Source organism: Pseudohalioglobus sediminis, assembly GCF_008370495.1.
In the GTDB taxonomy this organism is placed as follows: domain Bacteria; phylum Pseudomonadota; class Gammaproteobacteria; order Pseudomonadales; family Halieaceae; genus Halioglobus.
The window spans coordinates 285,598-310,832 of the sequence record NZ_VTUX01000004.1 but is presented as its reverse complement, the minus strand read 5'-3'; the positions used below and the strand labels follow the sequence as shown (position 1 = coordinate 310,832).

The 25,235-nt window shown below is 62.0% G+C and carries 25 protein-coding genes and 1 tRNA gene; 14 read left to right on the top strand and 12 right to left on the bottom strand.

Going from position 1 to position 25,235, the window contains the following annotated elements; all coding sequences use genetic code 11:
- Positions 1–41: 41 nt before the first annotated feature.
- Positions 42–1,460 (bottom strand): hypothetical protein, encoded by a 1,419-nt coding sequence (locus tag F0M18_RS10870; RefSeq protein ID WP_149611450.1) that lies wholly within the window; start codon positions 1,458–1,460, stop codon positions 42–44.
- A 130-nt stretch (positions 1,461–1,590) separates the two neighbouring features.
- Between F0M18_RS10870 and F0M18_RS10865 the strand changes: the two genes are divergently transcribed.
- From F0M18_RS10865 to F0M18_RS10850, 4 genes are all read left to right on the top strand, one after another.
- The gene (locus F0M18_RS10865) at positions 1,591–2,592 is read left to right on the top strand and encodes a metallophosphoesterase family protein (RefSeq protein ID WP_149611449.1); all 1,002 of its coding nucleotides are present in this window, start codon (positions 1,591–1,593) and stop codon (positions 2,590–2,592) included.
- On the top strand, positions 2,589–3,227 hold the full coding sequence (locus F0M18_RS10860; protein WP_149611448.1) for a hypothetical protein: 639 nt from the start codon (positions 2,589–2,591) through the stop codon (positions 3,225–3,227). The genes F0M18_RS10865 and F0M18_RS10860 overlap by 4 nt, the downstream gene beginning before the upstream one ends.
- An 88-nt stretch (positions 3,228–3,315) precedes the next feature.
- Positions 3,316–3,534, top strand: coding sequence for an amphi-Trp domain-containing protein (locus F0M18_RS10855; protein WP_149611447.1), 219 nt, complete (start codon positions 3,316–3,318; stop codon positions 3,532–3,534).
- 32 nt (positions 3,535–3,566) lie between these two features.
- Entirely contained in the window at positions 3,567–4,871 is a 1,305-nt protein-coding gene (locus F0M18_RS10850; RefSeq protein WP_149611446.1) for a DUF6498-containing protein, read from the top strand.
- Here the strand turns inward: F0M18_RS10850 and F0M18_RS10845 are convergent.
- The 7 genes from F0M18_RS10845 to F0M18_RS10815 form a co-directional block, all read right to left on the bottom strand.
- On the bottom strand, positions 4,868–5,623 hold the full coding sequence (locus F0M18_RS10845) for a slipin family protein (protein ID WP_149611445.1): 756 nt from the start codon (positions 5,621–5,623) through the stop codon (positions 4,868–4,870). The genes F0M18_RS10850 and F0M18_RS10845 overlap by 4 nt on opposite strands.
- Positions 5,624–5,655: 32 nt before the next feature.
- Entirely contained in the window at positions 5,656–6,993 is a 1,338-nt protein-coding gene (locus F0M18_RS10840; RefSeq protein ID WP_149611444.1) for an NfeD family protein, read from the bottom strand.
- A gap of 70 nt (positions 6,994–7,063) precedes the next feature.
- On the bottom strand, positions 7,064–9,703 hold the full coding sequence (locus F0M18_RS10835; RefSeq protein ID WP_149611443.1) for a cation-translocating P-type ATPase: 2,640 nt from the start codon (positions 9,701–9,703) through the stop codon (positions 7,064–7,066).
- Between the two features lie 4 nt (positions 9,704–9,707).
- Entirely contained in the window at positions 9,708–10,289 is a 582-nt protein-coding gene (locus F0M18_RS10830) for a VIT1/CCC1 transporter family protein (protein WP_149611442.1), read from the bottom strand.
- A gap of 5 nt (positions 10,290–10,294) precedes the next feature.
- Entirely contained in the window at positions 10,295–10,564 is a 270-nt protein-coding gene (locus tag F0M18_RS10825) for a DUF211 domain-containing protein (protein WP_149611441.1), read from the bottom strand.
- Positions 10,565–10,795: 231 nt separating this feature from the next.
- Complete coding sequence (locus F0M18_RS10820) at positions 10,796–12,484, bottom strand: ATP-binding protein (protein ID WP_149611440.1); 1,689 nt, start codon at positions 12,482–12,484, stop codon at positions 10,796–10,798.
- Between the two features lie 291 nt (positions 12,485–12,775).
- A complete protein-coding gene (locus F0M18_RS10815; protein WP_262500912.1) occupies positions 12,776–13,663 on the bottom strand; it encodes an alpha/beta fold hydrolase in 888 nt (295 codons plus the stop codon).
- A 142-nt stretch (positions 13,664–13,805) separates the two neighbouring features.
- Between F0M18_RS10815 and nei the strand changes: the two genes are divergently transcribed.
- Positions 13,806–14,630, top strand: a complete 825-nt coding sequence (gene nei / locus F0M18_RS10810; RefSeq protein WP_149611438.1) for an endonuclease VIII — start codon at positions 13,806–13,808, stop codon at positions 14,628–14,630.
- 20 nt (positions 14,631–14,650) lie between these two features.
- Here the strand turns inward: nei and F0M18_RS10805 are convergent, their stop codons facing one another.
- Together F0M18_RS10805 and F0M18_RS10800 are read right to left on the bottom strand one after the other, a co-directional pair.
- The gene (locus F0M18_RS10805; protein ID WP_149611437.1) at positions 14,651–15,256 is read right to left on the bottom strand and encodes an alpha-ketoglutarate-dependent dioxygenase AlkB family protein; all 606 of its coding nucleotides are present in this window, start codon (positions 15,254–15,256) and stop codon (positions 14,651–14,653) included.
- Positions 15,240–15,527: a 4a-hydroxytetrahydrobiopterin dehydratase gene (locus F0M18_RS10800; protein ID WP_149611436.1), complete on the bottom strand. Its 288-nt coding sequence runs from the start codon at positions 15,525–15,527 to the stop codon at positions 15,240–15,242. Before F0M18_RS10800 ends, F0M18_RS10805 begins: the two co-directional genes overlap by 17 nt.
- A 102-nt stretch (positions 15,528–15,629) precedes the next feature.
- Here F0M18_RS10800 and F0M18_RS10795 point away from each other — a divergent pair, with 102 nt between their 5' ends.
- From F0M18_RS10795 to F0M18_RS10770, 6 genes are all read left to right on the top strand, one after another.
- Entirely contained in the window at positions 15,630–15,869 is a 240-nt protein-coding gene (locus F0M18_RS10795; RefSeq protein WP_149611435.1) for a hypothetical protein, read from the top strand.
- A gap of 310 nt (positions 15,870–16,179) precedes the next feature.
- On the top strand, positions 16,180–17,259 hold the full coding sequence (locus tag F0M18_RS10790; RefSeq protein ID WP_149611434.1) for an NAD(P)H-dependent amine dehydrogenase family protein: 1,080 nt from the start codon (positions 16,180–16,182) through the stop codon (positions 17,257–17,259).
- The gene (locus tag F0M18_RS10785) at positions 17,256–17,873 is read left to right on the top strand and encodes a hypothetical protein (RefSeq protein WP_149611433.1); all 618 of its coding nucleotides are present in this window, start codon (positions 17,256–17,258) and stop codon (positions 17,871–17,873) included. The genes F0M18_RS10790 and F0M18_RS10785 overlap by 4 nt, the downstream gene beginning before the upstream one ends.
- Before the next feature lie 51 nt (positions 17,874–17,924).
- Positions 17,925–19,454, top strand: coding sequence for a cryptochrome/photolyase family protein (locus F0M18_RS10780; RefSeq protein WP_149611432.1), 1,530 nt, complete (start codon positions 17,925–17,927; stop codon positions 19,452–19,454).
- 72 nt (positions 19,455–19,526) lie between these two features.
- The gene (locus tag F0M18_RS10775) at positions 19,527–19,958 is read left to right on the top strand and encodes an MAPEG family protein (protein ID WP_149611431.1); all 432 of its coding nucleotides are present in this window, start codon (positions 19,527–19,529) and stop codon (positions 19,956–19,958) included.
- Between the two features lie 56 nt (positions 19,959–20,014).
- Entirely contained in the window at positions 20,015–22,183 is a 2,169-nt protein-coding gene (locus F0M18_RS10770) for a PQQ-dependent dehydrogenase, methanol/ethanol family (RefSeq protein ID WP_149611430.1), read from the top strand.
- Positions 22,184–22,247: 64 nt separating this feature from the next.
- On the opposite strand, the gene F0M18_RS10765 is transcribed toward F0M18_RS10770, so the two are convergent.
- Positions 22,248–22,691, bottom strand: a complete 444-nt coding sequence (locus tag F0M18_RS10765) for a PaaI family thioesterase (protein WP_149611429.1) — start codon at positions 22,689–22,691, stop codon at positions 22,248–22,250.
- A gap of 185 nt (positions 22,692–22,876) precedes the next feature.
- On the opposite strand from F0M18_RS10765, the gene F0M18_RS10760 reads away from it, so the two are divergent.
- The 3 genes from F0M18_RS10760 (at position 22,877) to F0M18_RS20180 (ending at position 24,175) form a co-directional block, all read left to right on the top strand.
- Positions 22,877–23,143: a DUF5062 family protein gene (locus F0M18_RS10760; protein ID WP_149611428.1), complete on the top strand. Its 267-nt coding sequence runs from the start codon at positions 22,877–22,879 to the stop codon at positions 23,141–23,143.
- A 187-nt stretch (positions 23,144–23,330) separates the two neighbouring features.
- Positions 23,331–23,407, top strand: a tRNA-Ile gene (locus tag F0M18_RS10755).
- A 357-nt stretch (positions 23,408–23,764) separates the two neighbouring features.
- Positions 23,765–24,175, top strand: coding sequence for an HNH endonuclease (locus tag F0M18_RS20180; RefSeq protein ID WP_394349401.1), 411 nt, complete (start codon positions 23,765–23,767; stop codon positions 24,173–24,175).
- A 358-nt stretch (positions 24,176–24,533) separates the two neighbouring features.
- Here the strand turns inward: F0M18_RS20180 and F0M18_RS10745 are convergent, their stop codons facing one another.
- Positions 24,534–25,157 carry a hypothetical protein gene (locus F0M18_RS10745; RefSeq protein ID WP_149611426.1) on the bottom strand — a complete coding sequence of 208 codons (624 nt, stop codon included), beginning with the start codon at positions 25,155–25,157 and terminating at the stop codon, positions 24,534–24,536.
- Positions 25,158–25,235: the final 78 nt, after the last annotated feature.

The window sequence follows — 25,235 nt, the reverse complement described above, 5'->3', positions numbered from 1 at the left end:
CACAAAAATATGACCCTGGCGTTAACCACGCCGGCCAGTCTCTATGGCGAGTCCTCGCGGGCGATCGGCCGGGAGTCGGGGGCCGCACCGCAATCCACAGGCTGGGCCCGGGCGGCCCCCGGATTGAGCACGTCGGCCAGACCCAGGTCAAAACGCAGGGCGCCATCCCGGCAGCGCTTGCGCAATGCGTCAGCAGCGGCCATGCCCCTGTCGATAATGCGCTGCGCTTCCCGCTCGGACAGGCGGTAATTCTGCCTGACGGCCTGCGCGACCGGCCCGCCCTGCCTGAAATCAGCGCCCAGGTCCTGCAGCCGGCGATACAGCCCGGCATCGATATGGTGCCAGCCATCGAGCATGCCGGTACTGCGGGCATAGTTTGCGTAGCTGGCGCGAGCACCGGCGTCGTTGTCGTTGAGCACGGTGATGCGCAGCTTCTGCGCCGGGCCCGCCGGCTCGCTGCGCGCTGTGCGCAGTTCACCCTCTTCCTGCCACACCCATCGCCACAGGTAGTCCACATTGCCGACCCGGTCCTGTTGCCCGAGGATGTAATCGAGCAAGACCACTTCGGTGATGTCGCGCATCCACCAGGCCACCTGCGCGGCACTGATATCTGCAGGCAGGGCCCTGGCCATGGCGGGGTCGGCACGCGCCTCCGCGATGCCCTGTGCGATCGCCTCCGCCAATGGCGCGTCTGTGCGCAAGGCCAGGAATGGCGCGCTGCGCTGGAAATCCCGATTCTGGCCTTCCCCCCAGCCGGAGGCACGCGTGCCGTTTACCTCGGCGCCATAGCGTTTGCCGTCCGCCAGCAGCAGGGCGCCCAGCAGGCGTGTACCCGTGTCGTCGAAAAGCTCGCGACGGTGGCTGTATTGCGCCGGCGCAGCCAGTGCCCGGTCCATCTCCAGCCAGCCGGCATGCAGCATCTTCGCGCGCCCACCGCTGCTGTAATCGACGCCCCGCGCCACCACTCGCTGGCGATATTCGGCGACGGAAAAACTCTGCCGGACCGCAACCGGCACCTGCACGCGGGTCTGCAGCAGGCGACTGAAGTGGTAGTAGAGCAGGCTCGCCGGGGCGAACGTACCGCTGGTTTCCCTGCCGTTCAGCGAGTTCTTGAAGAAGCCCAGCTCGCGGGCGGCCTCGTCTCGCGCACTGCCGCCGCGCGGACAGACCTCGCGCTCAAATGCCTCCGCGCGCCCCTGCCAGCGGGTGCCTTCCAGGTCGTACACCAGCGCCGCCGGACTGGTGCTCCAGGTCTTGGGGCACAGCGCCACGGAGCCGCCCTGGTAGTCGATATCGCAAAACGCCTGCTCCGCTGCGTCATCGCTGGCGCCGGGCTGGCCAGCGAGCGCGGGTAGTGGCTCACAGGCGGCAAAGTCGCCGGCGGCTGTTTGCTGCGCCACGATTGGCGACGACACCAGTAGCAGCGGCAACAAGCGCTGCGTCCATCTCCTGCTCACCATTTTCTGCCCCTGCACCTGAAAGTCTGTTTGGCCCTGATCGCGTGAACTGCAATACTACTTGATCTCGACCGGGCTGCCATACCCCGCACCACCGCGCCGGACGGCTGGCGAGAGAGTAAAGGAACTCGGGATGCGTCCACTGATACTGCTACTGATCACACTGCTCTGCGCCAGCCCGGCGGCAGCGAGTCGTGATCTGCGCGTGGCGGTAATATCAGATATCAACGGGCGCTATGGCAGCACCAGCTATCATCAGCGCCTCGGGTCCGCCATACAGCGCATCATCGCCCTGCAACCCGACCTGGTCATCAGTACCGGCGACATGGTCGCCGGGCAGCGCGCGCATCCGCCATTGCAAACTCGAGAGCTGGAAGCCATGTGGCGCAGCTTCCGCAGCACTGTGCACGCGCCACTGGAGCGAGCCAACATCCCACTGGTCATGACCCCGGGAAACCATGACGCCTCAGCCTACCCCGGCTTTGCCCACGAACGGGCCATGTACGCGGATTACCAGCACCGGCACCCGCCCCTGCTCTCACCCGAGCCCGGGGGCAATTTCCCCTTCTACTTCAGCATGGTCCGGGGTCGCCTGAAACTGGTTTCCCTGGACGCGACGCGAACGGGTGCCCTGGAACCGGCGCAGCGCCGATGGCTTGCCGAGACCCTGGGCCGGGGCAGCGCCGGGGGCGCGGCCAACACGGACATCACCCTGGTCTTCGGTCACCTGCCGCTACAGGCCATCGCACGCGGTCGCGAGCGCGACGTGATAAGCGACCCGCAGCTGGAAGCGCTGCTGCGCGAAGGTCGCGTCAGCGCCTACCTGAGCGGTCACCATCACGCTTTCTATCCCGGCCACCGCAGTGGCGTTACCATGCTCAGCATGGGCAACCTTGGCGGCAACCAGCGCGCGCTGATCGGCACCGACCAGCGCACCGGATTCAGCTTCACCATCCTCGACTTCGACGAGAGCGGACAAATGCAGGTTTCGGCTTTCCTCGGTCCTGACTTCGACAAGACCCTCAATACCAACCAGCTTCCGCGGGCCCTGGGAACGGGCAGTCAACGCCTGCAACGGCGAGACCTGCTGCCACCGGCCGTGGACGCGCCAACACCACGGAGCGCCGGACCATGAATTCTGCCTTCATACAGGGCCGCACCGGCCTGCTGACAACGGTCTGCCTGATGGCGGTCACTTCTACCATGGCCGCAAACCCTGACACCCCCATTCCAGACAACAGCCTGGAGTGCTCAGCCGAGGCACTGACCAAGGCCCCTTACTGTCGGCTCGGCAATGGCGATATCGGCTTTCTGCTGCAGGCCAGCAGCGGCAGTTCCATCAACACCCTGGCACTGACCCCCATGGGTCTTGAACTGGACCAGCAGTCGCAATCCATAGAGCTCGACGGCAGTGCCTACAGGGCCGAGCTGGCTGACCTCGACGGCAATGGCTGGCCCGAGGTCTACGTCTATGTCAGCTCGGCCGGCAGCGGCAGTTACGGCTCGCTGGTTGCCTACGCGGTCAATGCCGGCAAGTCCATTACGCCGATTTACCTGCCACCGCTGGACGCCAGCTCGCCGGAGCATAGCGGTTACCAGGGCCACGATGAGTTTCGCGTGGTGGAAAACCGGCTGGTGCGCCGCTACCCCATCTACAGGGCCGATGACATCAACGCACAACCCCGCGGCGGCACGCGCCAGATCCAGTACCGGCTCGAGCCGGGTGAGGCCGGCTGGGTGCTGGTGGCGGACCGCATTGTGGAATACTGAACGCTGGCGACAGCGCGGGTGTTGCCCGCATAGCGCCTTTGCGGCGATGATGAAGACAGAAGTCACCCACTATTGCAGGAAAGACGATATGGATATTCTCGAAATCAAGGACAAACAGCGCCTGTCGCGTGAGGACGCAGCTAAACTGCTGCATCAAATAGCGGACTCCCTCGCACGGCACAACGCACTGCAGTTCTCACAGGACGGCAAGTCGGTGCAGGTCAGGGTGGCGGACCAGGTGGAACTGGAGGTGGAGCTGGAAGTCGAGAGCGATGAGACCAGCCTCGAGATCGAGCTCAAGTGGTAAACACCGGCCGAGCGCAACCGTAGCACGGTAAGGTGATCGGTCCAGGCAAGGGGCTGCGCCCGCAGTTTTACTTCGGCGCCAGGTCCCGCAGCGATTCCTATCCCTACGAGGAAGCCTTTGCTTTCAAACGGCACTGGGGTGCCATTCTCGCCCTGGCCGTGTTCGACATCGTCTTCCTCATTCCGGCCATACTCACTTTTCGGGAAGCCAGCGAGCTCTGGCAGCAGCTGGACGGCCTGTTCAACCTGGTGGCCGCGCTGTTCATTACTTTCTGGCTGGTGGGCTGGTCACTGGCGCCGCTCACGCTGACGGCGCTGTTGCTGCTGTTGCTGTTCGGCAGGGAGACGATTCGCGCACGCCCGGGAGAACTGGCCATCGACCTGGGGCTACCTCTGCTGGGCCTGCGCGCGCGTTACCGGGCGGAGACCATTCGCAACCTGCGCATCGAGGTCGCTGAAAGCAAGAGCGCCAGGTCCTGGCGCGGCAGCCACGCGGTGTTCGATTACGGCGAGCACCAGATCGCGTTTGGCGTGAACCTGGTGCAGGAGGGACTGACGCAGATCCAGGAACGCATTGAGACCTTCACCGGCGTGCGCCTGCGCCGGGGCGAAGCGCGAGCAGATGAGCTGAGCCAGGCCAGCGTTACGCAAGCCCCGCCCGCATCCCGCGCGGCACAGCTGGTGCCCGCCGCCCCGGTGGCAGACCCGGTGACGCTGGCATCGCCATCCAGCCTGCTACTGATCGCGGCCAATATCGTGCCCCTGCTCGGTGCCGTGTTCTGGAACTGGGACCTCGGCCTGGTGATGCTGCTTTACTGGGCGGAAAGCGCGGTAATCGGTTTCTTCAACGTCTGCAGGATGATAGTGATCGGCAAGTGGCAGGCACTGGGCGCGGCCCCGTTCTTCATAGCCCACTTCGGCGGCTTCATGGCGGTGCACTTCCTGTTTCTGTACACGTTTTTCCTTGGCGGACTCACCGATGAATCCTCAGGCAATCCGCAACTGCAGGAGGTTGCAGGCCTCTTTATCGGGCTGTGGCCGGCACTGCTGGCATTGTTCATCAGCCACGGTTACTCCTTCTTACACAACTTCCTCGGACGCAGGGAGTACGTTGGTCGCAGCATTCGCCAGCAAATGGGAGAACCCTACAGTCGCATCATATTCATGCACCTGGTCATCATCTTCGGCGGTGCACTGAGCATGATCCTGGGCCAGACGGCGCCGGTCATCATGGGCGTCATCGTCCTGAAAACCTGGATCGACCTGCGCTCACACCTGAAGCAACACACCGAGGACACTGCCGACGCGACAGGTGGCTCGCCCCCCGCTGCTACCTAGGACTCCTCCCCTTTCAGTTTAGCCAGGATGTCCACCGGCAGCGGGAAGACGATAGTGTTGCTCTTGTCGCTGGCGATTTCCACCAGCGTCTGCAGGTAGCGCAGCTGTATGGCCTGGTCCTGGTGCGACAGCACCTGGGCGGCTTCGGCGAGTTTTTCCGCGGCCTCGGATTCACCCATCGCGTGGATAACCTTGGCGCGCCGTTCACGCTCGGCTTCAGCCTGCTTGGCAATGGCCCGCACCATGGTTTCGTTGAGGTCGACGTGCTTGAGTTCCACGTTGGCAACCTTGATACCCCAGGCCGAGGTCTGCTTGTCGAGGATGTCCTGGATATCCGCGTTCAGGCGCTCACGTTCAGCGAGCATGTCATCCAGTTCATGCTGGCCCAGGACCGAGCGCAGCGTTGTCTGCGAGAGCTGGCTGGTGGCCTCCAGGTAGTTTTCCACCTGGATGATGGCTTTCTCCGGATCCAGAACGCGGAAGTAGATCACCGCGTTCACCTGCACCGAGACGTTGTCGCGGGAGATGACATCCTGGGTGGGCACGTCCATCACAATGGTACGCAGGTCCACCCGCACCATCTGCTGCAGCACCGGTACAATGATGATCAGGCCGGGCCCTTTGACCTTATAGAAACGACCCAGCATGAAAATGACGCCGCGCTCGTACTCGCGCAACACGCGAAACATGGACGCCAGCAGCGCTACCACCAGTACCAGCAGCACCAGGCCGAAAAACTCCATCTCAAACATCAGCTATTCTCCTTACCGGAGCCTGTTCAGGCTCATTGATGTGGCCTGCGGGTTACCTTGAGCACCAGCCCATCCAGCGCATCCACGATAACTTCATCCTGCTCAGCCAGTGGCTGTTCGCTCTGGGCATGCCAGAGTTCGCCGTCCAGCCTGACCCAGGCCGCCTCCGGTGTTACCCGCTCAACAATGGCGCTCTGCCCCAACAGGTGCTCAACGCCGCTCACGTTGGCCCGCTTGCGGGCCTTGAGGATCAGACCCAGGGCGATGGAACAGATCGCGGCACTGAATACCGCGAAGGCAGCGATGACCGGGACAGCGATGCGGTACCCCGGCAGCTGTGTATCCATCAACATCACCGAGCCGATGACAAATGCGGCCACCCCCCCGAGCCCGAGTATGCCGAAGCTTGGCGCGAAAGCCTCCGCCGTCATCAAGCCGATGCCAAGCAGGATCAGGGCGAGGCCGGCATAACTCACGGGCAATACCTGGAACGCATACAGCGCCAGCAGCAGGCATACGGCACCGAGCACGCCGGGCAGCCCTATGCCGGGGTTGTAGAACTCAATAATCAGGCCGTAGATACCTATCAGCATCAATATATAGGCCACGTTGGGGTTGGTAATCACGGCCAGGAAATCACTGCGCCAGTCCACCTGGTGATGGTGCATCGCGAGACCGGCACTGTTCACCAGCCGCTCGGTGCCATCGAGGTTGACCGTGCGTCCATCCGCCTGTTGCAGCAAATCATCCAGCGATGCCGCCAGCAGGTCGATCACGCCCAGTTCCAGCGCATCCTCTGCGGCGAGACTGGCGCCGTCGCGCACCGCGCTCTCCGCCCACTCGGCATTGCGCCCGCGCAGCTGCGCCAGGCTCTGTATGTAGGCCACCGCGTCGTTGATAATTTTCTTTTCCATGGCCGATGGCGACGCCGCGCCGCCATCCTCTTCGCCGGATGGCAGACTGCCAATACCCGGACTCCCGATCTGTATCGGGGTTGCGGCCCCGAGGTTGGTGCCCGGCGCCATGGCAGCCACATGCGTGGCGTACAGCAGGTAGGTGCCGGCGCTGGCGGCGTGGGCGCCGCTGGGTGCGACATAGCCCAGGACCGGCACCGGCGAGGCCAGCACGGCCTTGATCATGTCGCGCATGGCGCTGTCCAGTCCACCGGGCGTGTCGATACGCAGGATGACCAACTCGGCGCCGGCATCGGCCGCCTCGCCCAGGCCTCGCACCACATGGTCCGCAGTAGCCGGGCCTACTGCACCCTCGAGGTCGACCAGCCAGGCCTCGGCACGGCCCGGTGCCGACCAGACACAAACCAGCAGCAGGCCGAGCAGTGGCAAAACGCGTTTGCAGAGATTGATATTCATCGCCTCAGTATAGGCCAGAGCGCGCCGCCCTGCCTGTCCACGGCAAGCTGGCGGGCAGCCCCGGTCATGCTCACGGCGTGTCCTGTTGCTGGTAAATGAAGCCGCGCCGAACCATCCACTTCTCCACCTCGACTACCAGCAGCACCGTGGAGGACAGGGCCAGGCAGACGGCCAGGTCAAAGGCAGGCAGGGGCTGGGTATGGAACACCTCGTTCAAGGCAGGCAGGTAGATCACCGCCATCTGCAATAACAGGGTAATCGTCACCGCCAGCAGCATGGGTACATTGGTAAACACGCCGATACGCAGCAGCGACGCGGTTTCCGCGCGCACCGCCATGGAGTGGAACAACTGCGACACGGTCAACACCGTGAACACCACCGTCTGCCAGTAAGCCGCGTCCCGGGACATGGCCCAGGCCATGGCGGCGATGGAGATACCGGCGATGTACAGACCTACCCAGATAATGTGCTGCCACATGCCGTGGGCAAAGATGTTTTCCTGCGGCGGGCGCGGCGGGCGCGTCATGATGCCGGGTTCCGCCGGCTCCGCGCTGAATGCCAGTCCGGGCAGGCCATCGGTCACCAGGTTGATCCACAGGATGTGTATCGGCAACAGCGGCACCGGGAGGCCCAGGAAAGGCGCCAGCAACAGCGTCCATATCTCGCCGGAATTGGAACTCATGGTGTCCTTGATGAACTTGCGGATGTTGTCGAAGATCGAACGACCCTCGCGCACGGCACTGACTATGGTGGCGAAGTTGTCATCGAGCAGTACCATGTCCGCCGCTTCACGGGCGACGTCCGTGCACTTCTGCCCCATGGCAATGCCGATATTGGCCCGCTTCAGCGCCGGTGCATCGTTGACACCGTCGCCGGTCATGGCGACGAACTCACCCCGCTGCTGCAATGCGGCAACGATGCGCAGCTTCTGCTCCGGCGTCACCCTGGCAAACACCCGGCAGGTCGAGACCGCTTGCTGTAACTGCGTGTCGTCCAGCGCGGCCAGCTGCTCACCACTGAGCGCGGCCGTATCGGCATCGGCAATGCCCAGGCGCCTGGCGATGGCCAGCGCCGTGCCGGGGTGATCCCCGGTGATCATCATCGGCTTGATGCCGGCATCCAGGCAGGCCTGCACCGCCTGCGGTACTTCCTCACGCGGCGGATCGATAAGCGCCACCAGGCCGAGAAACTCCAGCTGCTGTTCCACATCTGCGGCAGCCGGTGCTGCGGCAGCCGATGCTGCGGGCAACGCGTCCAGGGTGCGCCGGGCAAAGGCGAGCACACGATAGCCGTCACCGGCCAGTGATTCCGCCTCGGCCAGCAGCGCCCCGGCGTCGATGGCCGATTGCTGGGCACTGCAGTATAACCGCTGGCACGCCGGGATCACCTGTTCCGGTGCCCCCTTCACGTAGACCACCACCCCATTCCCGGTCTGGTGCAGCGTGGACATGCGCTTGCGGTCACTGTCGAAGGGGATGGCGGCACTGAGCGGCAGGCTTTGCGACAGCTCTCGCTTGGCAAACCCGGCCTGCTCGGCGGCCAGGTACAGCGCCAGCTCGGTGGCTTCGCCCGCGGCCTCGCCCGACTCGACGATAACGTCGTTATTGAGCGCCATCGCCATGCCCAGTTCGCCCCCTGGGCCGTCCTGTTGCAACGCGGCCTGGCGCTGGCCGGCATAGTAGAACGCTTCCACTGTCATGCGGTTACAGGTGAGCGTGCCGGTCTTGTCGGCGCAGATACAGGTTACCGAGCCCAGCGTTTCCACCGCTGGCAGATTGCGGATCAGCGCACTGTGCCGTGTCAGCTTCCGCGCCCCCAGGGCCAGGGAAACCGTAATCACCGCCGGCATCGCCTCCGGTATGGCGGCTACCGCCAGGCTCACTGCGGTCAGGAACATCAGCAGGGTGGGCTGGCCCTGCAACAGGCCGGCGGTAAACACAATGGCGCAGATTGCCAGCACTGCCAGCGCCAGGTAGCGGCCAAAGCGCGTCAGGCGCTGCTGCAGTGGTGTCCTGGCATTCGGTTCTGTGGACAGCAATTCGGCAATGCGGCCCATTTCTGTTGCCATGCCGGTGGCCACCACCAGGCCGCTGGCGCTGCCCTGGGTAACCAGCGTCCCGCGAAACGCCATGTTGGCCTGGTCGGCAGGTGACAGCCCGGTTTCGGCCAGCGCATCGGTCTGCTTGCGCACGGACACCGACTCACCGGTCAATGCCGACTCGTCGCAGAGCAACTCCGATACCGCCAGCAGGCGCAGGTCTGCCGGCACCACGGCCCCGGCCTCGAGCAGGACCACGTCTCCCGGTACCAGCGCCGATGCCTCCAGCGTTGCCGCCTCGCCACCACGCAGTACCCGCGCTGACGGGGCCGCCATCTGCTGTAGCGCGGCGATCGCGTTTTCCGCGCGGCGCTCCTGCACCGCACCGACAACGGCATTGAGCACCACGATCACGAGAATGGCGATGGTGTCTTCCGGATCGCCGATCACCCCGGACACGGCGGCTGCAGCCAGCAGCACCATGATCATGAAGTCGCGGAACTGGTTCAGGAACAGGAACAGCCAGTGGCGACGCGGCCGCACAGGCAGCGCATTGGGTCCGTACTGCTGCAGTCGTCGCTGCACCTCAGGCTCGTCCAGGCCCTGTTCACTGACCTGGAAGTGCGCCAGTGCCGCCGTTGCCTCGCTGTTATACCAGCAGTCCTCCGCCATGCACCTACCCGGAGACCATGTAGATGAGTGCCACGGTGATTCCGGCCACCAACAGTGTGCGCAGGCCACTGCGCACCCATGACACCTCGGCGATGCGGCCAAGCAGCACGCCGAGCACAAAGATCAAAACCGCCGCTATAGCCACCGCCAGTAACAGCGGGGGCAGCGGCAGCACGACGCCCGCCTGGGCGAGCCACAACGGGGTGATGATCACCAGCGAGATAAGCAGGGGCGAGCCGCCATTTACCGCTGCCACCAGGATCGGCACCCAGCGCGCCGCACGCCCGTGCGCAGACTGGTCGAGGGGGGTAATCATGGCGCCCTCCAGCTTGTCCAGCTCGCGCTTGCGCTCGGCTTCCTCGCTGACGTAAGCGCTGCTGATACCACTCATACCCAGCGCAATGGCCGCTGCCAGGCAGGCATTGCTGATCACTGCCAGTTCGGCAGGCTCGCTCAACAGGAAACCCATGATCAGCCCGAGCATGGTCAGGGCACCATCAAATCCATTGACGATCAGGTAGCGGCGCATGATGGCGCCGGAATCAGAGATGCGCAGTAGCTGGGAAGTGCGCCGGGAGAGACTCATCTGTTTTAGTCGGCATCCGCCGGGTTGTGTGCTTCCACCAGGTCGATGCTGTGCAGCGAGGCGCCCATGTCCGCGATCACTCGCTCGATGGATTCCAGCGCAAGGTCTTCGCCGCAGATCTCCAGCTGCAGGGTTTGCGTGTTTTCGTCCACCTCATCCACCTTCAGGCAGACCCGGTAGCCCTCGCCCGAAGCGGCTATCTGTCGACAGAATTCCAGGGCCCCCGGTTGATGCGGTTTCAACACATCCAGGACCAGGCGCTTGACCTTCACCATCTTATATTCCTCACACAGCGAGTTATCATCATAGTGCAAGCTGCAAAAGCCGAGGAAGCCTAAACACAGCTTCGCTTGATCTCTGTCATGCCTGCTGGAGGGGTATGGAATTCGCGCGCGCGAGGGGATTGGGGGGAATCGGGAAGCCGATGCTGTGGCGCGCTATGCGCTTGCCATCCCCGCGCAGACGCCGGGGCGACTGCGCGGGATTGAATAACCGGGCAACGCCGGTTAGCGTTCCTGCGTATGCCAGTTGTGCACCAGCTTTTCGACATCGACGCCATCGCCTTCGGTGCGCCACTTGCCGGAGTAGTCGATATCGGTGGAGTTGGGCGGCGGATCGGGCAGGTCCACCCGGAAACGTACGGGCATGGGTACCGCCTCGCCAAGCGCCACGGCCTCACCCTTGGACAGGGAGGTCAGCGCTGAGAACGTACCGCGGGCCGCGTCGGGCACCATCGAACGCACGTATTCCTGGTCATCAGGGTTGGAGATACGCAGACAGATATAGGAACTGCACTGCGCCAGCACGGTTTCAGACACGTCGTGGGGCCGCTGGCTCACCACACACAGGCCAACGCCATATTTGCGCCCGTTCTTGGAGATACGCTCCATGGTCCGGCGCGCCTCGCGGAAGCGGGGAATATCTTCACGCGGGATATACTCGTGGGCCTCTTCGCAGATCAGGAACAGCGGGAAATCACGGCAGCGCGGGTTCCAGAAATTGAATTCGTAGGTGAGGCGGCCGATCTGCGCCGCCACCAGCGGCACCACGTCATAGGGCACGGCGCTGAGGTCGATAACCGTCACACTGGCCTTGGGCGTACCCAGCCCCACCAGGTCCTGCATCAGGCCGGTGAGCGACTCCGAGGACGTGCGCCGCTTGGGCTTCATCAGGAAGTCGTAGCGGTTGTCGTTGAGCAGGCTGCCCAGGCGCACCAGCACCTGGTTGAACTTGCCAAAGGTGGCGAGCTTTTCCTTGCCGAAATCGGTGGTGGCACGGTTGGCTTCTTTCAGGGCGAGGTTCAGGTCGTGCAGCGAATAGTAGAGCGGGGAGTCCACGGTGATGTGGCCCAGATTCAGGTGTTGGTTTACTTCCGTGCGCAGCTTGATCAGGGCGGTGCGCATGGCCGAAACCTGTATAGAGGCATTCTCGTCCTCGGCGTTGATCAGCAGGTCGCACAGTTCGGAAAAGGACAGCAGCCAATAGGGAAACTCCAACTCTTCGGCTTTGAAACTGCGCACCTTGCCTGCGGCATGAAACGGCGAGCGCGAGACAATACCGTCTACTTCCTTGTCGCTGTACTCCCCGTGCATATCCAGCAGGATGATGTGGGCTTCAGGCATGGCCTGCAGCGTGGACTGGATCAGGCTGGTGACAGTCCAGGACTTACCGGCGCCGGACTGGCCGAGAATGGCGGCATGGCGCCCGAAAAATGACGAGGCGTCGAGGTGCACCCCGATCGAGTCGAACGAGGCCAGGCGCCCGACCCGGAAATCCGTGTCGCCATAACGGGAAAAAATCGTCGCCAGGCTGTCACGGCTGACCCGGTATATATGCGCCCCGGATATCGGGTAGGAGGAGACCCCGCGCTGGAAGTCGCCGTTACTGTTGAGTTCACCCAAGGGTGTCAGGTGAACCATGTTCACCGCCCGGCCCTGTTTGTCTGCAGCATGATAGCTGCGCTCAACCATCACCAGCACAAAGCCGTCGCCGTTGCGAATCTTCAGGTAAGAGCCTACCTGCCCTGCGGGCATGTGATTGGCATCCGACGCACCTTCCGCGGCCGCCGCGTCCTGGCGCGGGTCCAGCCGCGCAGTAAAGTACTCACCAGTTACCTCTACCAGCAAACCCACACGGGTTTCCTGTCCGCTGGCTGGCTGTTCGCCGGAGCTGGCAGCGCTCACAGATTCAAGCATGTTGCGTTCCCTCGTAATGCCGATTGCCTGAAAGTTAGGGGAAAGCACCTACCGGGGTACAGCAAAAACTGGGGATTTTAAGCATTTGTTAACTTGGTGAAAGGCAGCAAACCGGCAACCGGGGTCACGCAGCGGCCTACAACCGGCCCGTCATAACGCGACAACCTCGCCGGCACCATGTCGATATTTTTACTTTATTATCAATGCTTTACGGAATTACTGCTGACACCTGAACGGCGTTTTAAGGAGCCAGCGCGGCGAAATTGGAGGCCCGGAGATCCGGCCAATGCCCTACCCCGGCTCCCCAACCAGCACCAGGAACTCACGGTAGGCCGACGACACATCGTCAGCGGCCTCCAACTGGGGATAATGCCCGATATCCGGTAAACGGCGGATAAAGTGCTGGTCGCCTACCAGTTCGATAAAGCGTTGCACCATGTGGTCGCCGGATACCGGGTCGACGCTGCCATTGATCAGTCCGAGCGGACATTTCGCCTCGCGCAGGGCGTCGAGCCAGCGCTGGCGGTGCTGGCGACGGTCGCTCATATAATGAATCAGGCGATGCAGGTTGCGCTGGCCATTGTCGCGGGTGAACAGCTGCCACAGCACCTCGATTTCCTCGTCACTGGCCTTGGTGTTGGGGCCGAATACGCGATCGAAGGACTTGCGCATACTGGCCCGGCTGAAAGCGTGCCGCACCAGGAAACCGAAGCGTCCCAGCAACAAACGCTGTACCAGCAGGGCATGATGGGTTTCGGGGAACAGGCCGCCGTTCAGGAACAGGCATGACTGCCACTGCCCCGCGCCCTGGCCCGCGTTCTGGCGCGCCAGCATTTCCTGGGCCACCGTGTCTCCATAGTCATGGGCCAGCACGTGGAACCCGGTCAGGCCGAGTTCAGCTACCAGCGCTTCGCAGATATCCGCCTGTTCCATGATGCGATAGTCGTGAGGACTGGGCTTGGCGCTGAAACCGAAACCGAGCATGTCCATCGCCACCACGCGATGGTGGCGGTTGAGATTGGGCCAGATTTTCCACCAGTCCCAGCTGGCCGAGGGGAAGCCGTGAATCAGCAGTACGGTACCCCAGGGCTCACCGCGAGCGGGCTCGTCGATATAGAAAATATCGTGACCACACAACTGTGCTGTTTTGCCACGCGCTTGCCAGTCCTCGATACGCAATGGTCCGGGCTCCCTGAGTCGGTAGTAAGCAGTGTAGTGTATACGCAGCCCGTATCGATGCCGACTGCAAATATTGCCAACCGTGAACGGATTGCAGCACGGCTGCGTAAACACTGGCTCCACCGCAAGGAGATAGCCCAGCATGCCGGAAGGACCGGAAATACGACGCGCCGCCGATAACATCGCAGCGGTGCTGGTGAACCAGGAAATCAGTAGCGTACGCTTTGGCCTGCCCCGGCTGAAACGCTACGCCAGGGTACTGCGCGGCAGTCACGTTACCGAGGTCGAAACCCGTGGCAAGGCCATGTTGACCCACTTCGACAACGGCTACAGCATTTATTCGCACAACCAGCTTTACGGCGTCTGGCGGGTGGTGAAAGGACACAAGCTGCCGAAAAGCAATCGCTCACTGCGCCTGCTGCTGCAAACACCTGCGCACAGTGCCATCCTGTACAGTGCCTCCGATATCAGCGTGATGCCAACAGAAGAGCTGCCACAACATCCATTCCTTGCAAAGCTGGGCCCGGATATCATGAACCCCGACCTCACCTGGCGTGACATCGAGCGCCGCCTGCGCCAGGCCCCTTTCTGCAAGCGCGAGCTCGCCACGCTGTACCTGGACCAGTCGTTCCTCGGTGGCAATGGCAACTACCTGCGTTCCGAAATCCTGCACCGGGCCGGGCTGCACCCGCGCCGCCGGCCGGCAGAGCTGACACGCGGCGAACGCGGCAGGCTGGCGCGCAGCACGCTGGAAATCAGCCGTCGCAGTTATGCTACCGGCGGTATTACCCTGGCACCGCGCCTGGCGGCCAGCCTGTCGCGGCACAACCTGCCACGCGAGCAGCGCCGCTTCTACGCCTATGGCCGCGGCGACCTGCCCTGCTATCACTGCGGGCAAACCATTGTGCGTACCGAACTCAACAGCCGCGGGCTCTACTACTGCCCTGAATGCCAACCCGGGGACTGACAGCCAGCCCCGGCCTGCGATCAGGTATGGACTCGGCGAAACGTCAGGTTGACCCTCGGCTCGCAGTGGCGCCAGAGTTTGCGCACACCGTGCTTCCAGTTAGCCTGCGTATCACCGCGCATCAGCAACACGCTGCCATCGGGTAGCGGAACATCAAGGCCCTGCATCTCGCGCTGGCGCTTGTGGCGAAAATACAGTTTGCGCTCCTCACCCAGGCTGATTGAGGCTATCACCGGCTGTGGACCGAGCTCGGGCTCGTCATCCGCGTGCAGCCCCATGGAGTCACGCTGGTCTCGGTAGTAGTTCAACAACACGCTGTTGAAGCGGGCCCCGGCTAGCGCCTCCATACGCTGGCGCAGTGCGGTGAGGGTTTCGGTCCAGGGCAGTGGCTGGTGCGTCTTGCCCGAGTAGCGGTATACCGCGTCGGGATCGCCGTACCAGGCCAGCAGGCGCGGCTGCAAGTGGGTCTTGCCGAACAGGGTAATCGTCTCCTGGCGCCAGGGCGTCTCCGCCAGCAGCCGCGACAGCAATTCCCGCGCCGGCAGCCCCAGGTCGGGGCTGCGCAACAGGGTCAGGTCGGCGCCCGGCAGCGCCAGCTGCGCGGACGGCTCAGGGCAGCAGGGCATCGATGCGCTGCGCCAGCTCGAAGTCACGGTCGCTGATGCCACCGGCATCGTGAGTGGTCAGGCTGATCTGCACCTGGTTGTACACATTCTGCCACTCCGGATGGTGATCCAGTCGCTCGGCCTCCAGCGCCACTCGCGCCATAAAGCCGAAGGCCTCGCTGAAGTCACTGAAACGGAAGGCGCGATACAGGACCCCGTCGCGCAATGACCATTCCGGCAGCCCCGGCAGGCGTGCCTTGATGTCGTCGTCGGAAAGTCTGTCTACTGCCATGTTCGCTTCCTCTGATATCGCCTTGAGAGCACCGATTATAGAGGAACAGTGAACGGATGCGTGGCGGCCTGCGTAATTACTGCAAACACCCTGGAGCACACTATGAAGCTCTACGTATTGATGACGTCGCTGGCCCTGCTTACGGGCACGGCCATCGGTTATCTCGGCGGCAAGGACAGTACCCAGGACAGATTTGTGATGGCCTGTACCGACACCCGTGTCGCCGTGATCTATGACCCGGCCAGCGATGCACACCGACATTTCCACTGCTTTGAGTTGGAATCACTGGAACCGCCCGCAGAACCGGCAGACAGTACCCCGGATGGGCAACTGGTGCTGTAAAGGCGGAGCAGCTGTGGCTGCCTTGCAACTCCAGCTGGAAAAAGTCTCTTCCGCGCCCGTAAGGGTGCGGTGGAGCCGGCGGTGCGCCGTGGTGTGTGCTCCCATCGCCTGCTACCAACGACGCTGGTGGTGCTGAAGTGCACAGGTTATGTCAGCGGCCAGCTGCGGCGCACCCCACTCTTCTGTCATCGGTTCGCTTCCTATATGCTGGCGTCAACGGCAAGGGGAGAGCATAGCGGCTGGGACATTGCGCTACTCGAACCACAATAAAAGCCAGGCCGGCCCTCCGGCCATCGAGTGAGAAACGGTTATGCAAAAAAACGTCATCGTCTGGGGCACCGGCAATGTGGGTCGCCCCGCCATCAGGGCCATACTGCACCACGCCCACCTGAACCTGCACGCGGTGATCGTATCCAATCCGGACAAAGTCGGGCGCGATGCCGGGGAACTGGCCGGCACCGCTCCCTGTGGCGTCACTGCCGTATCCGACTGGCAGGCGGTGCTGGCGTCCGGGGCCGACGCCCTCGTCTACAGCGCCACCGCCGACACGCGCATGGAAGATGCCATTGCCGAACTGGTAGCCTGCCTGGACGCGGGCATCAACGTGGTGGCATCGGGTTTCTACCTCTATCTCGACCCGCAATCCACGCCAGAGGAAGCACTGGCCCCCATACAGGCCGCCTGTGAGCGGTCCGGTGCTTCGCTGTTTGTCTCCGGCATCGACCCCGGCTGGGTCATGGACATGCTGCCGGCCGTGCTCAGCGGCGCCAGCGCGAATATATCGGAAATCCGCACTCGGGAGATTTTCAACTACGCGCTCTACGACCAGCCCCAGGTTGTGCGCGAGGTGATCGGCTTCGGCCAGTCCATGGACACGTTGCCGCTGATGCTGCACGACGTCGCCATCGACATGGTGTGGTCGCCCATGATCAAGCTGGTCGGGCGTGCGCTCGGCAAACCGGTGCAGCGCTGCACAATCAGCGTGGAGCGCAGGCCCCTGGAGAAAACCATCACCGTTCCCGGCATGGGCACCTTCGAGCAGGGCACCCAGGGAGCATTCCGTTTCGAGATCCTCGGCTACCATGGGGATGAGCCACTGTACGCGCTCGAACACATAACCCGCATTGACGACGACTGCGCACCGGACTGGCCCTATCCGCCCGAGGGCGGCGGCTGTCACCAGGTGATCGTTTCCGGCAGCCCGACACTCAATGTCACCGTGCACGGTCACGACCCGGTGGAAACCGGCCCGGCCGGCGGCGGCAACGCCTCGGCGGCGGCCTGGCTGGTGAATGCGATTCCCGCCGTGTGTGACGCACAACCCGGGGTGGTCACCGTACTCGACCTGCCGCCGATAACCGGTGCCGCGCAGCTGGGAGCGACACCGTGAACGACTCCGTGAACAGTACCGAAGCGGCTTTTGCCGAACTCAGCCAGCGCCCAGGCTTCCTGCTGGCAAAACAGGCGGGCATTCACCTGGCAGTGTGGCTGCTGAGCTTCAGCCTGTTCGCCGCCACCGATAGCTGGACCGAGCTGACAGGTTCGTCACTGGCGTCCCTGCTGAACATGCTGACCGGCATCGTCGCCGGGTTTGTCACCGTTAACCTGGTGCATGAGTGGTTCCACTACCTGGGGGCGAAACTCACCTCCGGGCAGTACGCCATTGCCGCGCGGCCGGGCCTGTTTGTCTTTGACTGGCATTTCGACAAGAACTCGCTCGGCCGTTTTTATGTCATGAGTATCGCCGGTAGTGTCGGCGGCGCGCTGGGCGTATGGTACCTGTTTGCGAACATCTCGCCTGACAACAGCGGCCGGGCGGCACTGCTCGCGGCGGGGGTTGCCGGCTTCGTGCTCGGCTCCCTCATCGAATGGCCGGTATTGCTGCGCACCCGGCGCAGCCGTGATCCGCTGGCCGAGTTGTCGAAACTGACGCCCCCGGTCCTGGGCCGGGCTATCGCCGGCAGCGCGATCACCGGCGTGCTCTGCTGGATGGCCCTGACCTGAGTAGCACCCGACGCACGCCATCCGCGGGCGCACCCGCTGCGTATCAAGCTCATGCAAAATCCCAAGATCATACTGGTACTCGGTGACCAGCTAAGCCGTGAGCTCGCGCCGCTGCGCGAACTCGATCCGCAACAGGACGTCGTGCTGATGGCCGAGGTGCGCGACGAAGCCACTTACGTGACACACAACCGGCACAAGATCGCACTGATCTTTGCCGCCATGCGGCACTTTCGCGACGACCTGCGTGCAGCGGGTTTCAAGGTGCACTACTTCCAATATGAAGATGGCGTGGCTTCACTGGGTGAGGCCCTGCAGCAGGTCAGCGCGGAGACCGATATTACCGAGGTGGTCTTTTGTGAGCCCGGAGAGCACCGAGTTTCCGAACACCTCGATGCCGTTGCCGACGAAGTCGGCCTTGAGCTGCGCTGGCTCCCGGACGATCGCTTCCTGTGCTCACTGGACGCATTCAGGGACTGGGCGGAGGGCCGCAAGCAACTGCGCATGGAGTACTTTTACCGGCAAATGCGGCGCCAGCACAAGCTGCTGCTGGATGAGCAGGGTAAGCCCGAAGGCGGCAAGTGGAACTACGACCAGCAGAATCGCGCCGGCTGGCGCGGCAAGGACGCTATTCCCGAACGCCCCGACATCGCCCGCGACACTCTCACGGAAGAAGTGCTGGACCTGGTGGAACGCGAGTTCCCCGACAACCCCGGCGATCTCACACGTTTTAATTTCGCCGTCACCGCGGCGGCGGCGGAAGAACAACTGACGTTTTTTATACAGCACTGCCTGCCGAAATTCGGCCAGTACCAGGATGCCATGGCGGAGGAATCGCCCTGGCTCTATCACAGCCTGGTTTCCATGTACCTGAATATCGGCCTGCTGGACCCGCTGGCGGTGTGCCGCGCTGCGGAGGACGCCTGGCGCGAGGGCCAATGCGATCTCGCCGCAGCCGAGGGCTTTATCCGCCAGATACTCGGCTGGCGGGAATATGTGCGCGGCCTGTACTGGCTGAAGATGCCGGATTACGCGGAGCTGAATACGCTCGACGCCACCACCCCCCTGCCCGACTGGTTCTGGACCGCTGACACAGACATGCAGTGCCTGCACAAAGCACTGCAACAATCCCTCGATCTCGGTTACGGGCACCACATCCAGCGGCTCATGGTTATAGGCAACTTCGCCCTGCTCACCGGCCTCGACGTGAAGCAGGTTTGCGACTGGTACCTGGCCGTCTACGTGGATGCCTTCGAATGGGTGGAGCTACCCAACACGCTGGGCATGGCGCTGCATGCCGACGGCGGCATCATGGCCAGCAAACCCTACGCCGCCAGCGGCAAGTACATCAAGCGACAGGGCGATCATTGCGATCACTGTCGTTACCGGCCGGACAAAATGACCGGCAGCGATGCCTGCCCCTACAACAGCCTGTACTGGCAGTTTATCGACCGCCACCAGGAGGCCTTCAGCGACAACGGCCGCATGGGCCTGACACTCAACAACTGGCAACGCAAGTCGGCCGACGAACGCCAGTCCATTCTCACGTGGGCGGATAAGACCCGCGAACGCCTGCTGGGCTGAGCACACCGCGCTTGCATTGCCTCCCCGCCGCGCCGGACAATGCCGGGGTAGCCAAACAACAAGGAGATAAACATGGCGCCCCCCATCCTGGCCCCCGCGGCCGTGCTCATCCTGTGGTCTATCATCGTGCTGTTCTGGATCATGTTCACCCGCTTCCCCGCGTTCAAGAAAGCGGGCATCGATCTCACGCAAGCGGAACCCGGTGGGCGCTACCAGGACGTGGAGCCAGCAATGCCCGCAAAGGTGAACTGGGTGTCGCACAACTACGTGCACCTGATGGAGCAGCCCACGCTGTTTTATGCAGTGATCATGATCCTGGCAGTAGCCGGCGACAGCACCACCACCAGCCTCGCACTGGCATGGGCCTATTGCGGGCTGCGCATCGTACACAGCCTGTGGCAGAACCTGGTCAACACCATTCCGATACGCTTCATGCTGTTCCTGGCGTCCAGCCTGTGCCTGCTGGGACTGGCACTGAAAGCGGTGTATTTAACGCTGGCGTAAGCGCGGGAGACCGCTGTGCTATAGTTTTCTGACCCGAAAATAGCAGGCCAGCACACATGCATAATAAGAAATACCGGGGGCTGCTTTGCCTCGCCCTGACGCTCGCTGCATGCAGCGCCCCGGCCGCGTCAGCAGCGCCCGCGCCAAGCGCTAAACCATTAAGCGTGAGCCCGGCGCACAATGCTGCCGCCGTCACCGCTGAACGGATACGCAACGCCGATCGGGAAACCGGTAACTGGCTGACCCATGGGCGCACCTACTCAGAACAGCGTTTCAGCCCGCTGAAATCCATCACCAGCGATAATGTCGCCGGATTGGGGCTGGCCTGGTCCTACCCGCTGGGGATCTATCGCGGTATTGAAGCCACACCACTGGTCATTGACGGTGTCATGTATACCACTGGCGCCTGGAGCGTGGTGTTCGCACTCGATGCAGCCACCGGCAAACTGCTGTGGAAATACGATCCACAGGTGCCCAGGAGCAAGGGCGTGCATGCCTGCTGCGACGTGGTCAACCGCGGCGTTGCGGCCTGGGGTGACAAGGTCTACGTCGGCACCCTGGACGGACGCCTGGTGGCGCTGGAGCGCGACAGCGGCAAGGTCGCCTGGTCGGTGCAGACCTTTGATCCGCAACTGGCTTACACCATTACCGGTGCACCCCGTGTCATCAAGGGCAAGGTGTTCATCGGCAGCGGCGGCGGCGAGTATGACGTGCGCGGCTACATCAGCGCCTACGATTCCGAGACCGGGGCGATGGACTGGCGCTTTTATACCATTCCCGGCAATCCCGCCAATGGCCAGGAAAGCCCCGCATTGGAGATGGCGGAAAAGACCTGGAACGGTGAGTGGTGGAAAGTCGGCGGCGGCGGTACCGTCTGGGATTCCATGGCCTACGACCCCGAACTGGACCTGCTGTATATCGGTGTGGGTAACGGTACACCCTGGAACCAGCGTATCCGCTCGCCCGGCGGCGGCGACAACCTGTTCCTCTCCTCTATCGTGGCACTGAAACCGGATAGCGGCGAGTACGTGTGGCACTACCAGACCACCCCGGGCGAGACCTGGGACTACACCGCGACCCAGCCCATTATGCTTGCCGACCTGGACATAGACGGCAAGCCGCGCAAGGTGCTGATGCAGGCACCCAAGAACGGCTTCTTCTACGTCATTGACCGGGTCACCGGCGAGTTCATATCCGCCAACAACTACGTACCCATCAACTGGGCCACCCATGTGGACCCGAAGACGGGCCGACCGGTGGAAACAGAAGATGCACGTTACGAGGGCGAGGGCGTGGCCATCTACCCCTCACCCTTTGGCGGACACAACTGGCATCCCTGGTCGTATAACCCGGCCACCGGGCTGGTATACCTGCCCGCCCAGGAAATCTTTCATATCTACCAGGACGAGCCTGACGGTTTCGAGTACCGCCCGGGGCAGTCCAACTTCGGCGTCGACTTCTCTACCGCAGACCTGCCATCCGACAAGGCCGAACGCGACGATATCCTCAAGGACATACGCGGCCACCTGAGCGCCTGGGATCCGGTGCAGCAAAAAGAAGTCTGGCGCGTCCAGTACCAGCGGCCCTGGAACGGCGGCACCCTGTCCACTGCGGGCAACTTGGTGTTCCAGGGCACTTCCGACAGACGCTTTGCGGCCTATGCCGCCGATAGCGGCAAGCTGTTGTGGAATCACCAGGCAGATACCGGCATTGTCGCCGGCCCGGTGACCTATACCGTGGACGGTGAACAATACGTGGCGGTGATGTCCGGCTGGGGCAGTTTGCTGCAGCTGGCGGGCGGCGTGTTCATGACCCCGGAGGCGGCGCCGGTCGAAGGCCGCGTGCTGGTGTACAAACTGGGTGGCGATGCCACCTTATCCATTCCCAAGCAGGAGATGGTGACACGCAAGCCGCCGCCCAGCGTTGCCAGCGCAGAGGAAATCGCCCTGGGTAAAACCCGCTACTACCAGCAATGCGGCGGCTGCCATGGCGTTGCGGTGGTCGGCGGCGGCGGCACGCCCGACCTGCGTCACTCAGCACTGCTGGATAACGACGGCTGGTACACGGTGGTACTGGACGGCGCCCTGAAACAGAACGGAATGATCAGTTTCAGCGACCGGCTGAGCAAGGCGGAGGTGAAGGCAATTCGGGCATTCGTTATCGACAAGGCCAATGCTGACTGGGAGGCGGCAAAGCCTGGCGTCAAAACAGAAAGCACACCGTGAAAGTGGCGCATTCGCGACCGGGCCCGAACACTGCAGCCAGGCCGACGGCGCCGCCCTCCCCGCGTCAACCTGCGGGGCTTGCAGTATCCCCTGGTTTTTTCCGCACCAGTTTGGCGACGGTCTGGGCGGTAGCCAGCAACTTGCCATCGCCGTCGTAGAGCGACCCTTCGAGAAAGGCGGTCTTGTAGGCGGCCTTGGTGATCTTGCCGACGGCGACAAGCCTGCCGGCCCGGGTGGCCTCGAGGTAGCGCGTGGTAATTTCGAGGGAGGACACGTTGGCGATGTCAGTCCCGAGGCCAACGACCGCATGGCTCATGGCCGCATCCAGCATTGCAGTGACAAACCCGCCCTGTACCACATCGCCGGAGTGGCAGAAGTCATGCGACACATTGAATTCGAAGGTACAGCTTTGCTGCTCGACATCGACGTCCGTCACACGCCCGCCGAGCATCTTGATGAAAGGCAAGGTATGGCTGTTAAGCGCATCAATAATCACCTGCGTGTTCATGTTTTCTCCAAATCAACCTGATACCGGGATACCGCTGGCGCTGGATTTCTCCTGCAGCCAAACGGCGACGCAGGCATATTGGACTACACTATTATTTTTGCAACACACACAGTTCAAGCCATGAAGCCAGGCCGGAACTTTGTGGCAAGCTGACATGACGTATCCAGTTTCCAAGGGAGAATACGGTGGCCAAGAACAAGCAGGAAACGGAGCTGGTGAAAAAGGCGCTCGCCGTGGGGGCCGTTTATGTCCGCAAACGTGGCTACGGCGAATTTGAGGCCACCGACTCCCACAAACTCAAAGTGGAATACATTTACCGCGCCCTGGTAGAGGACAAACTGATACAGCCGCTGGCAAAGCAGGATATCAGCGTGCCCAACATGGAGCACAAGCTGGCCCTGTGGATAAAACGCCAATTGCCCAGCGATCACCCCCTCGTCAGCGGCCAGTAAGCGCGGCCTGGCAAAACACGTTGTGTAACGGGTGATCCGCGTAAGCGTAGACGGCAATCGCTGCGAGGTGCGCCTGGCGAGCGAGCCCAGGCCGACCTAACCACTGCCCAGGGGCCACGCTGCACCTGCCATCCGGCACTATGCGCCGGCTTCCTGATTCACTATAATCGCCCACCTCACCCTCTGCGGGCCCATAGCTCAGTTGGTCAGAGCATCCGACTCATAATCGGCAGGTCGAAGGTTCAAGTCCTTCTGGGCCCACCATTTTTCATTATTTATCAGATAGTTATAGCGCCCTTGACCACCCGATTATTCCGGGAGGATGGGTGACACCTGCTCATGCATGGTCGGTGGGTGAATCGCGAGATTACCAAGCCTATTGCCCGCACGGCAGGCAGGGTATATCCTTTTCGTGTGCTTTATCACAGGCGATCTGCCTGATAAGTAGCTTAATGTTTCAGAGCCTCGTACGAGTCGGAGACAGGACTTGGCAGTCCATGCTACTCGACACAAGCCATTGGCTGTGTAGTGATAAATAATTGGGGGATAACCATCTGGTTGGCCCTGGTCACAGAACGGACAGCCTTCCACCGCCTAGTGACATCAATTATTGGTATCGCTATGTCCTTTATAAAATCACCCCCCAAAGAAAAATCCGTAAAGACCCAAAAACGCAAGTCTCTCAAGACGTCCAGATCTCGTGCTTACCAGGTTCAGCACGGTCATTGCTACTATTGCCATCAGCCTATGTGGAAAGAGTCGGAACAGGAACTGGTTTCACGTTTCCCAATCACTTCGAAGCAGGCACAACTGCTGAAATGCACCGGTGAACACCTGGTACCCCATTCAGAGGGCGGCGAGGTGAGCCAGGAAAACATTGTTGCCGCTTGCCTGTTCTGCAACAGGACGCGACACAAAGCAGGGAAAGCACTCACCTCGGACGCGTTCAAAACTCGCGCACAATACCGACTATCAAAGGGCGCCTGGCACGGGTTGAGGCTCACAGATGGAGTATCCGGGAGGACTCACTGAAGGCTGCCAGACTGGACGAAGCGCCATCACTTTCCCCGCATTACTTCCAGGCCAGGTATACCTATAATCATCCCTGCGTTGGACATCGGTGTTCTCTCCATTAAACGATATTCGCAAATTCAGTTTAATGAATGCCGGTGCCCCCGTTAATGATGACGTCAATGTCGCTCTCCTCGCCTCATTAAGTATGGCCGAAAACTTCAGCTTTGCGCGGGACTATTTCAGTGGGTACTTACAGTCTGCTCTCCTTAGGGTGTTTGCATTTCCTATGCTCCACATCGACTGGAGCGACGCACTAATCACCGGGGAAAGGCCGAACCCGGTCAAACCCTGGGTGCACCACAAAAGCGTGTAAACCTCAGGGCACAAAGAAACGAAAACCGTACCGGGCAGCACCGGTAGAGCGGAAACAGAAATAGCGACCGAACAGTTTCCAGTATCCTGCATGGCCGACGACCACGGCATCTTCCTTCTTTACCGCAACAATCGACGGGAAATTGTGCGTCTCGACAAAGAAGATGTGAAACTGCCTGCCGCGGGTCAGGTACTTGTCGGTATACTCGGAAATGAGAATCTGCAGGCGCTGCCCGCGGTATGCCGGCAGGGTCAAGCTCTTGTAACCGTAGCGGCACTTTTCATTGAAATCCACGAAGAGTTCGTCGCCGTGTGCTGTGGCAACAAAGGTGCGCCACACATAGGCCACCAGGCGCCCTTCCTCCAACACTCCGCAGCAGGCATCCCCCCTGCTGTCAGCCGTCTCGATAAACGCCTTATCCATTTGCAATGCCGGATCATCGCTGAAAGCCAATAGCTGCTCTTTCGTCAGTATCCTTATCTCCCGACCTGGACCGAGATCGGTGCCCGAGTCGGGTAACAGAATCGGGCGAGCGAACAGGTGACAGACCACCAGGCCACAGTACTTGCCCAAGGCTCTCATCAGGTAATAGTAGGAGCCGCGCAACCAACCCCAGCGCTCAATCATGGGCAACACCTGTTTTCATCTCATAGCCTATGCTCTCGCATTCGGTTTCTGCCGTCCCTGCCTCCTTATCTTTAGCGC

Excerpts from the sequence above, each read along its gene's own strand:
- F0M18_RS10795 (WP_149611435.1), top strand. The coding sequence starts at position 15,630 with ATGAAGCTCTACGTATTGATGACGTCGCTGGCCCTGCTTACGGGCACG.
- F0M18_RS10860 (WP_149611448.1), top strand. The coding sequence starts at position 2,589 with ATGAATTCTGCCTTCATACAGGGCCGCACCGGCCTGCTGACAACGGTC.
- F0M18_RS10790 (WP_149611434.1), top strand. The coding sequence starts at position 16,180 with ATGCAAAAAAACGTCATCGTCTGGGGCACCGGCAATGTGGGTCGCCCC.
- F0M18_RS10765 (WP_149611429.1), bottom strand. The coding sequence starts at position 22,691 with ATGAACACGCAGGTGATTATTGATGCGCTTAACAGCCATACCTTGCCT.
- F0M18_RS10820 (WP_149611440.1), bottom strand. The coding sequence starts at position 12,484 with ATGCTTGAATCTGTGAGCGCTGCCAGCTCCGGCGAACAGCCAGCCAGC.
- F0M18_RS10800 (WP_149611436.1), bottom strand. The coding sequence starts at position 15,527 with ATGGCAGTAGACAGACTTTCCGACGACGACATCAAGGCACGCCTGCCG.
- F0M18_RS10840 (WP_149611444.1), bottom strand. The coding sequence starts at position 6,993 with ATGAATATCAATCTCTGCAAACGCGTTTTGCCACTGCTCGGCCTGCTG.
- F0M18_RS10835 (WP_149611443.1), bottom strand. The coding sequence starts at position 9,703 with ATGGCGGAGGACTGCTGGTATAACAGCGAGGCAACGGCGGCACTGGCG.
- F0M18_RS10865 (WP_149611449.1), top strand. The coding sequence starts at position 1,591 with ATGCGTCCACTGATACTGCTACTGATCACACTGCTCTGCGCCAGCCCG.
- F0M18_RS10830 (WP_149611442.1), bottom strand. The coding sequence starts at position 10,289 with ATGAGTCTCTCCCGGCGCACTTCCCAGCTACTGCGCATCTCTGATTCC.
- F0M18_RS20180 (WP_394349401.1), top strand. The coding sequence starts at position 23,765 with ATGTCCTTTATAAAATCACCCCCCAAAGAAAAATCCGTAAAGACCCAA.
- F0M18_RS10780 (WP_149611432.1), top strand. The coding sequence starts at position 17,925 with ATGCAAAATCCCAAGATCATACTGGTACTCGGTGACCAGCTAAGCCGT.
- nei (WP_149611438.1), top strand. The coding sequence starts at position 13,806 with ATGCCGGAAGGACCGGAAATACGACGCGCCGCCGATAACATCGCAGCG.
- F0M18_RS10870 (WP_149611450.1), bottom strand. The coding sequence starts at position 1,460 with ATGGTGAGCAGGAGATGGACGCAGCGCTTGTTGCCGCTGCTACTGGTG.
- F0M18_RS10745 (WP_149611426.1), bottom strand. The coding sequence starts at position 25,157 with ATGATTGAGCGCTGGGGTTGGTTGCGCGGCTCCTACTATTACCTGATG.
- F0M18_RS10855 (WP_149611447.1), top strand. The coding sequence starts at position 3,316 with ATGGATATTCTCGAAATCAAGGACAAACAGCGCCTGTCGCGTGAGGAC.
- F0M18_RS10770 (WP_149611430.1), top strand. The coding sequence starts at position 20,015 with ATGCATAATAAGAAATACCGGGGGCTGCTTTGCCTCGCCCTGACGCTC.
- F0M18_RS10825 (WP_149611441.1), bottom strand. The coding sequence starts at position 10,564 with ATGGTGAAGGTCAAGCGCCTGGTCCTGGATGTGTTGAAACCGCATCAA.
- F0M18_RS10805 (WP_149611437.1), bottom strand. The coding sequence starts at position 15,256 with ATGCCCTGCTGCCCTGAGCCGTCCGCGCAGCTGGCGCTGCCGGGCGCC.
- F0M18_RS10845 (WP_149611445.1), bottom strand. The coding sequence starts at position 5,623 with ATGTTTGAGATGGAGTTTTTCGGCCTGGTGCTGCTGGTACTGGTGGTA.
- F0M18_RS10775 (WP_149611431.1), top strand. The coding sequence starts at position 19,527 with ATGGCGCCCCCCATCCTGGCCCCCGCGGCCGTGCTCATCCTGTGGTCT.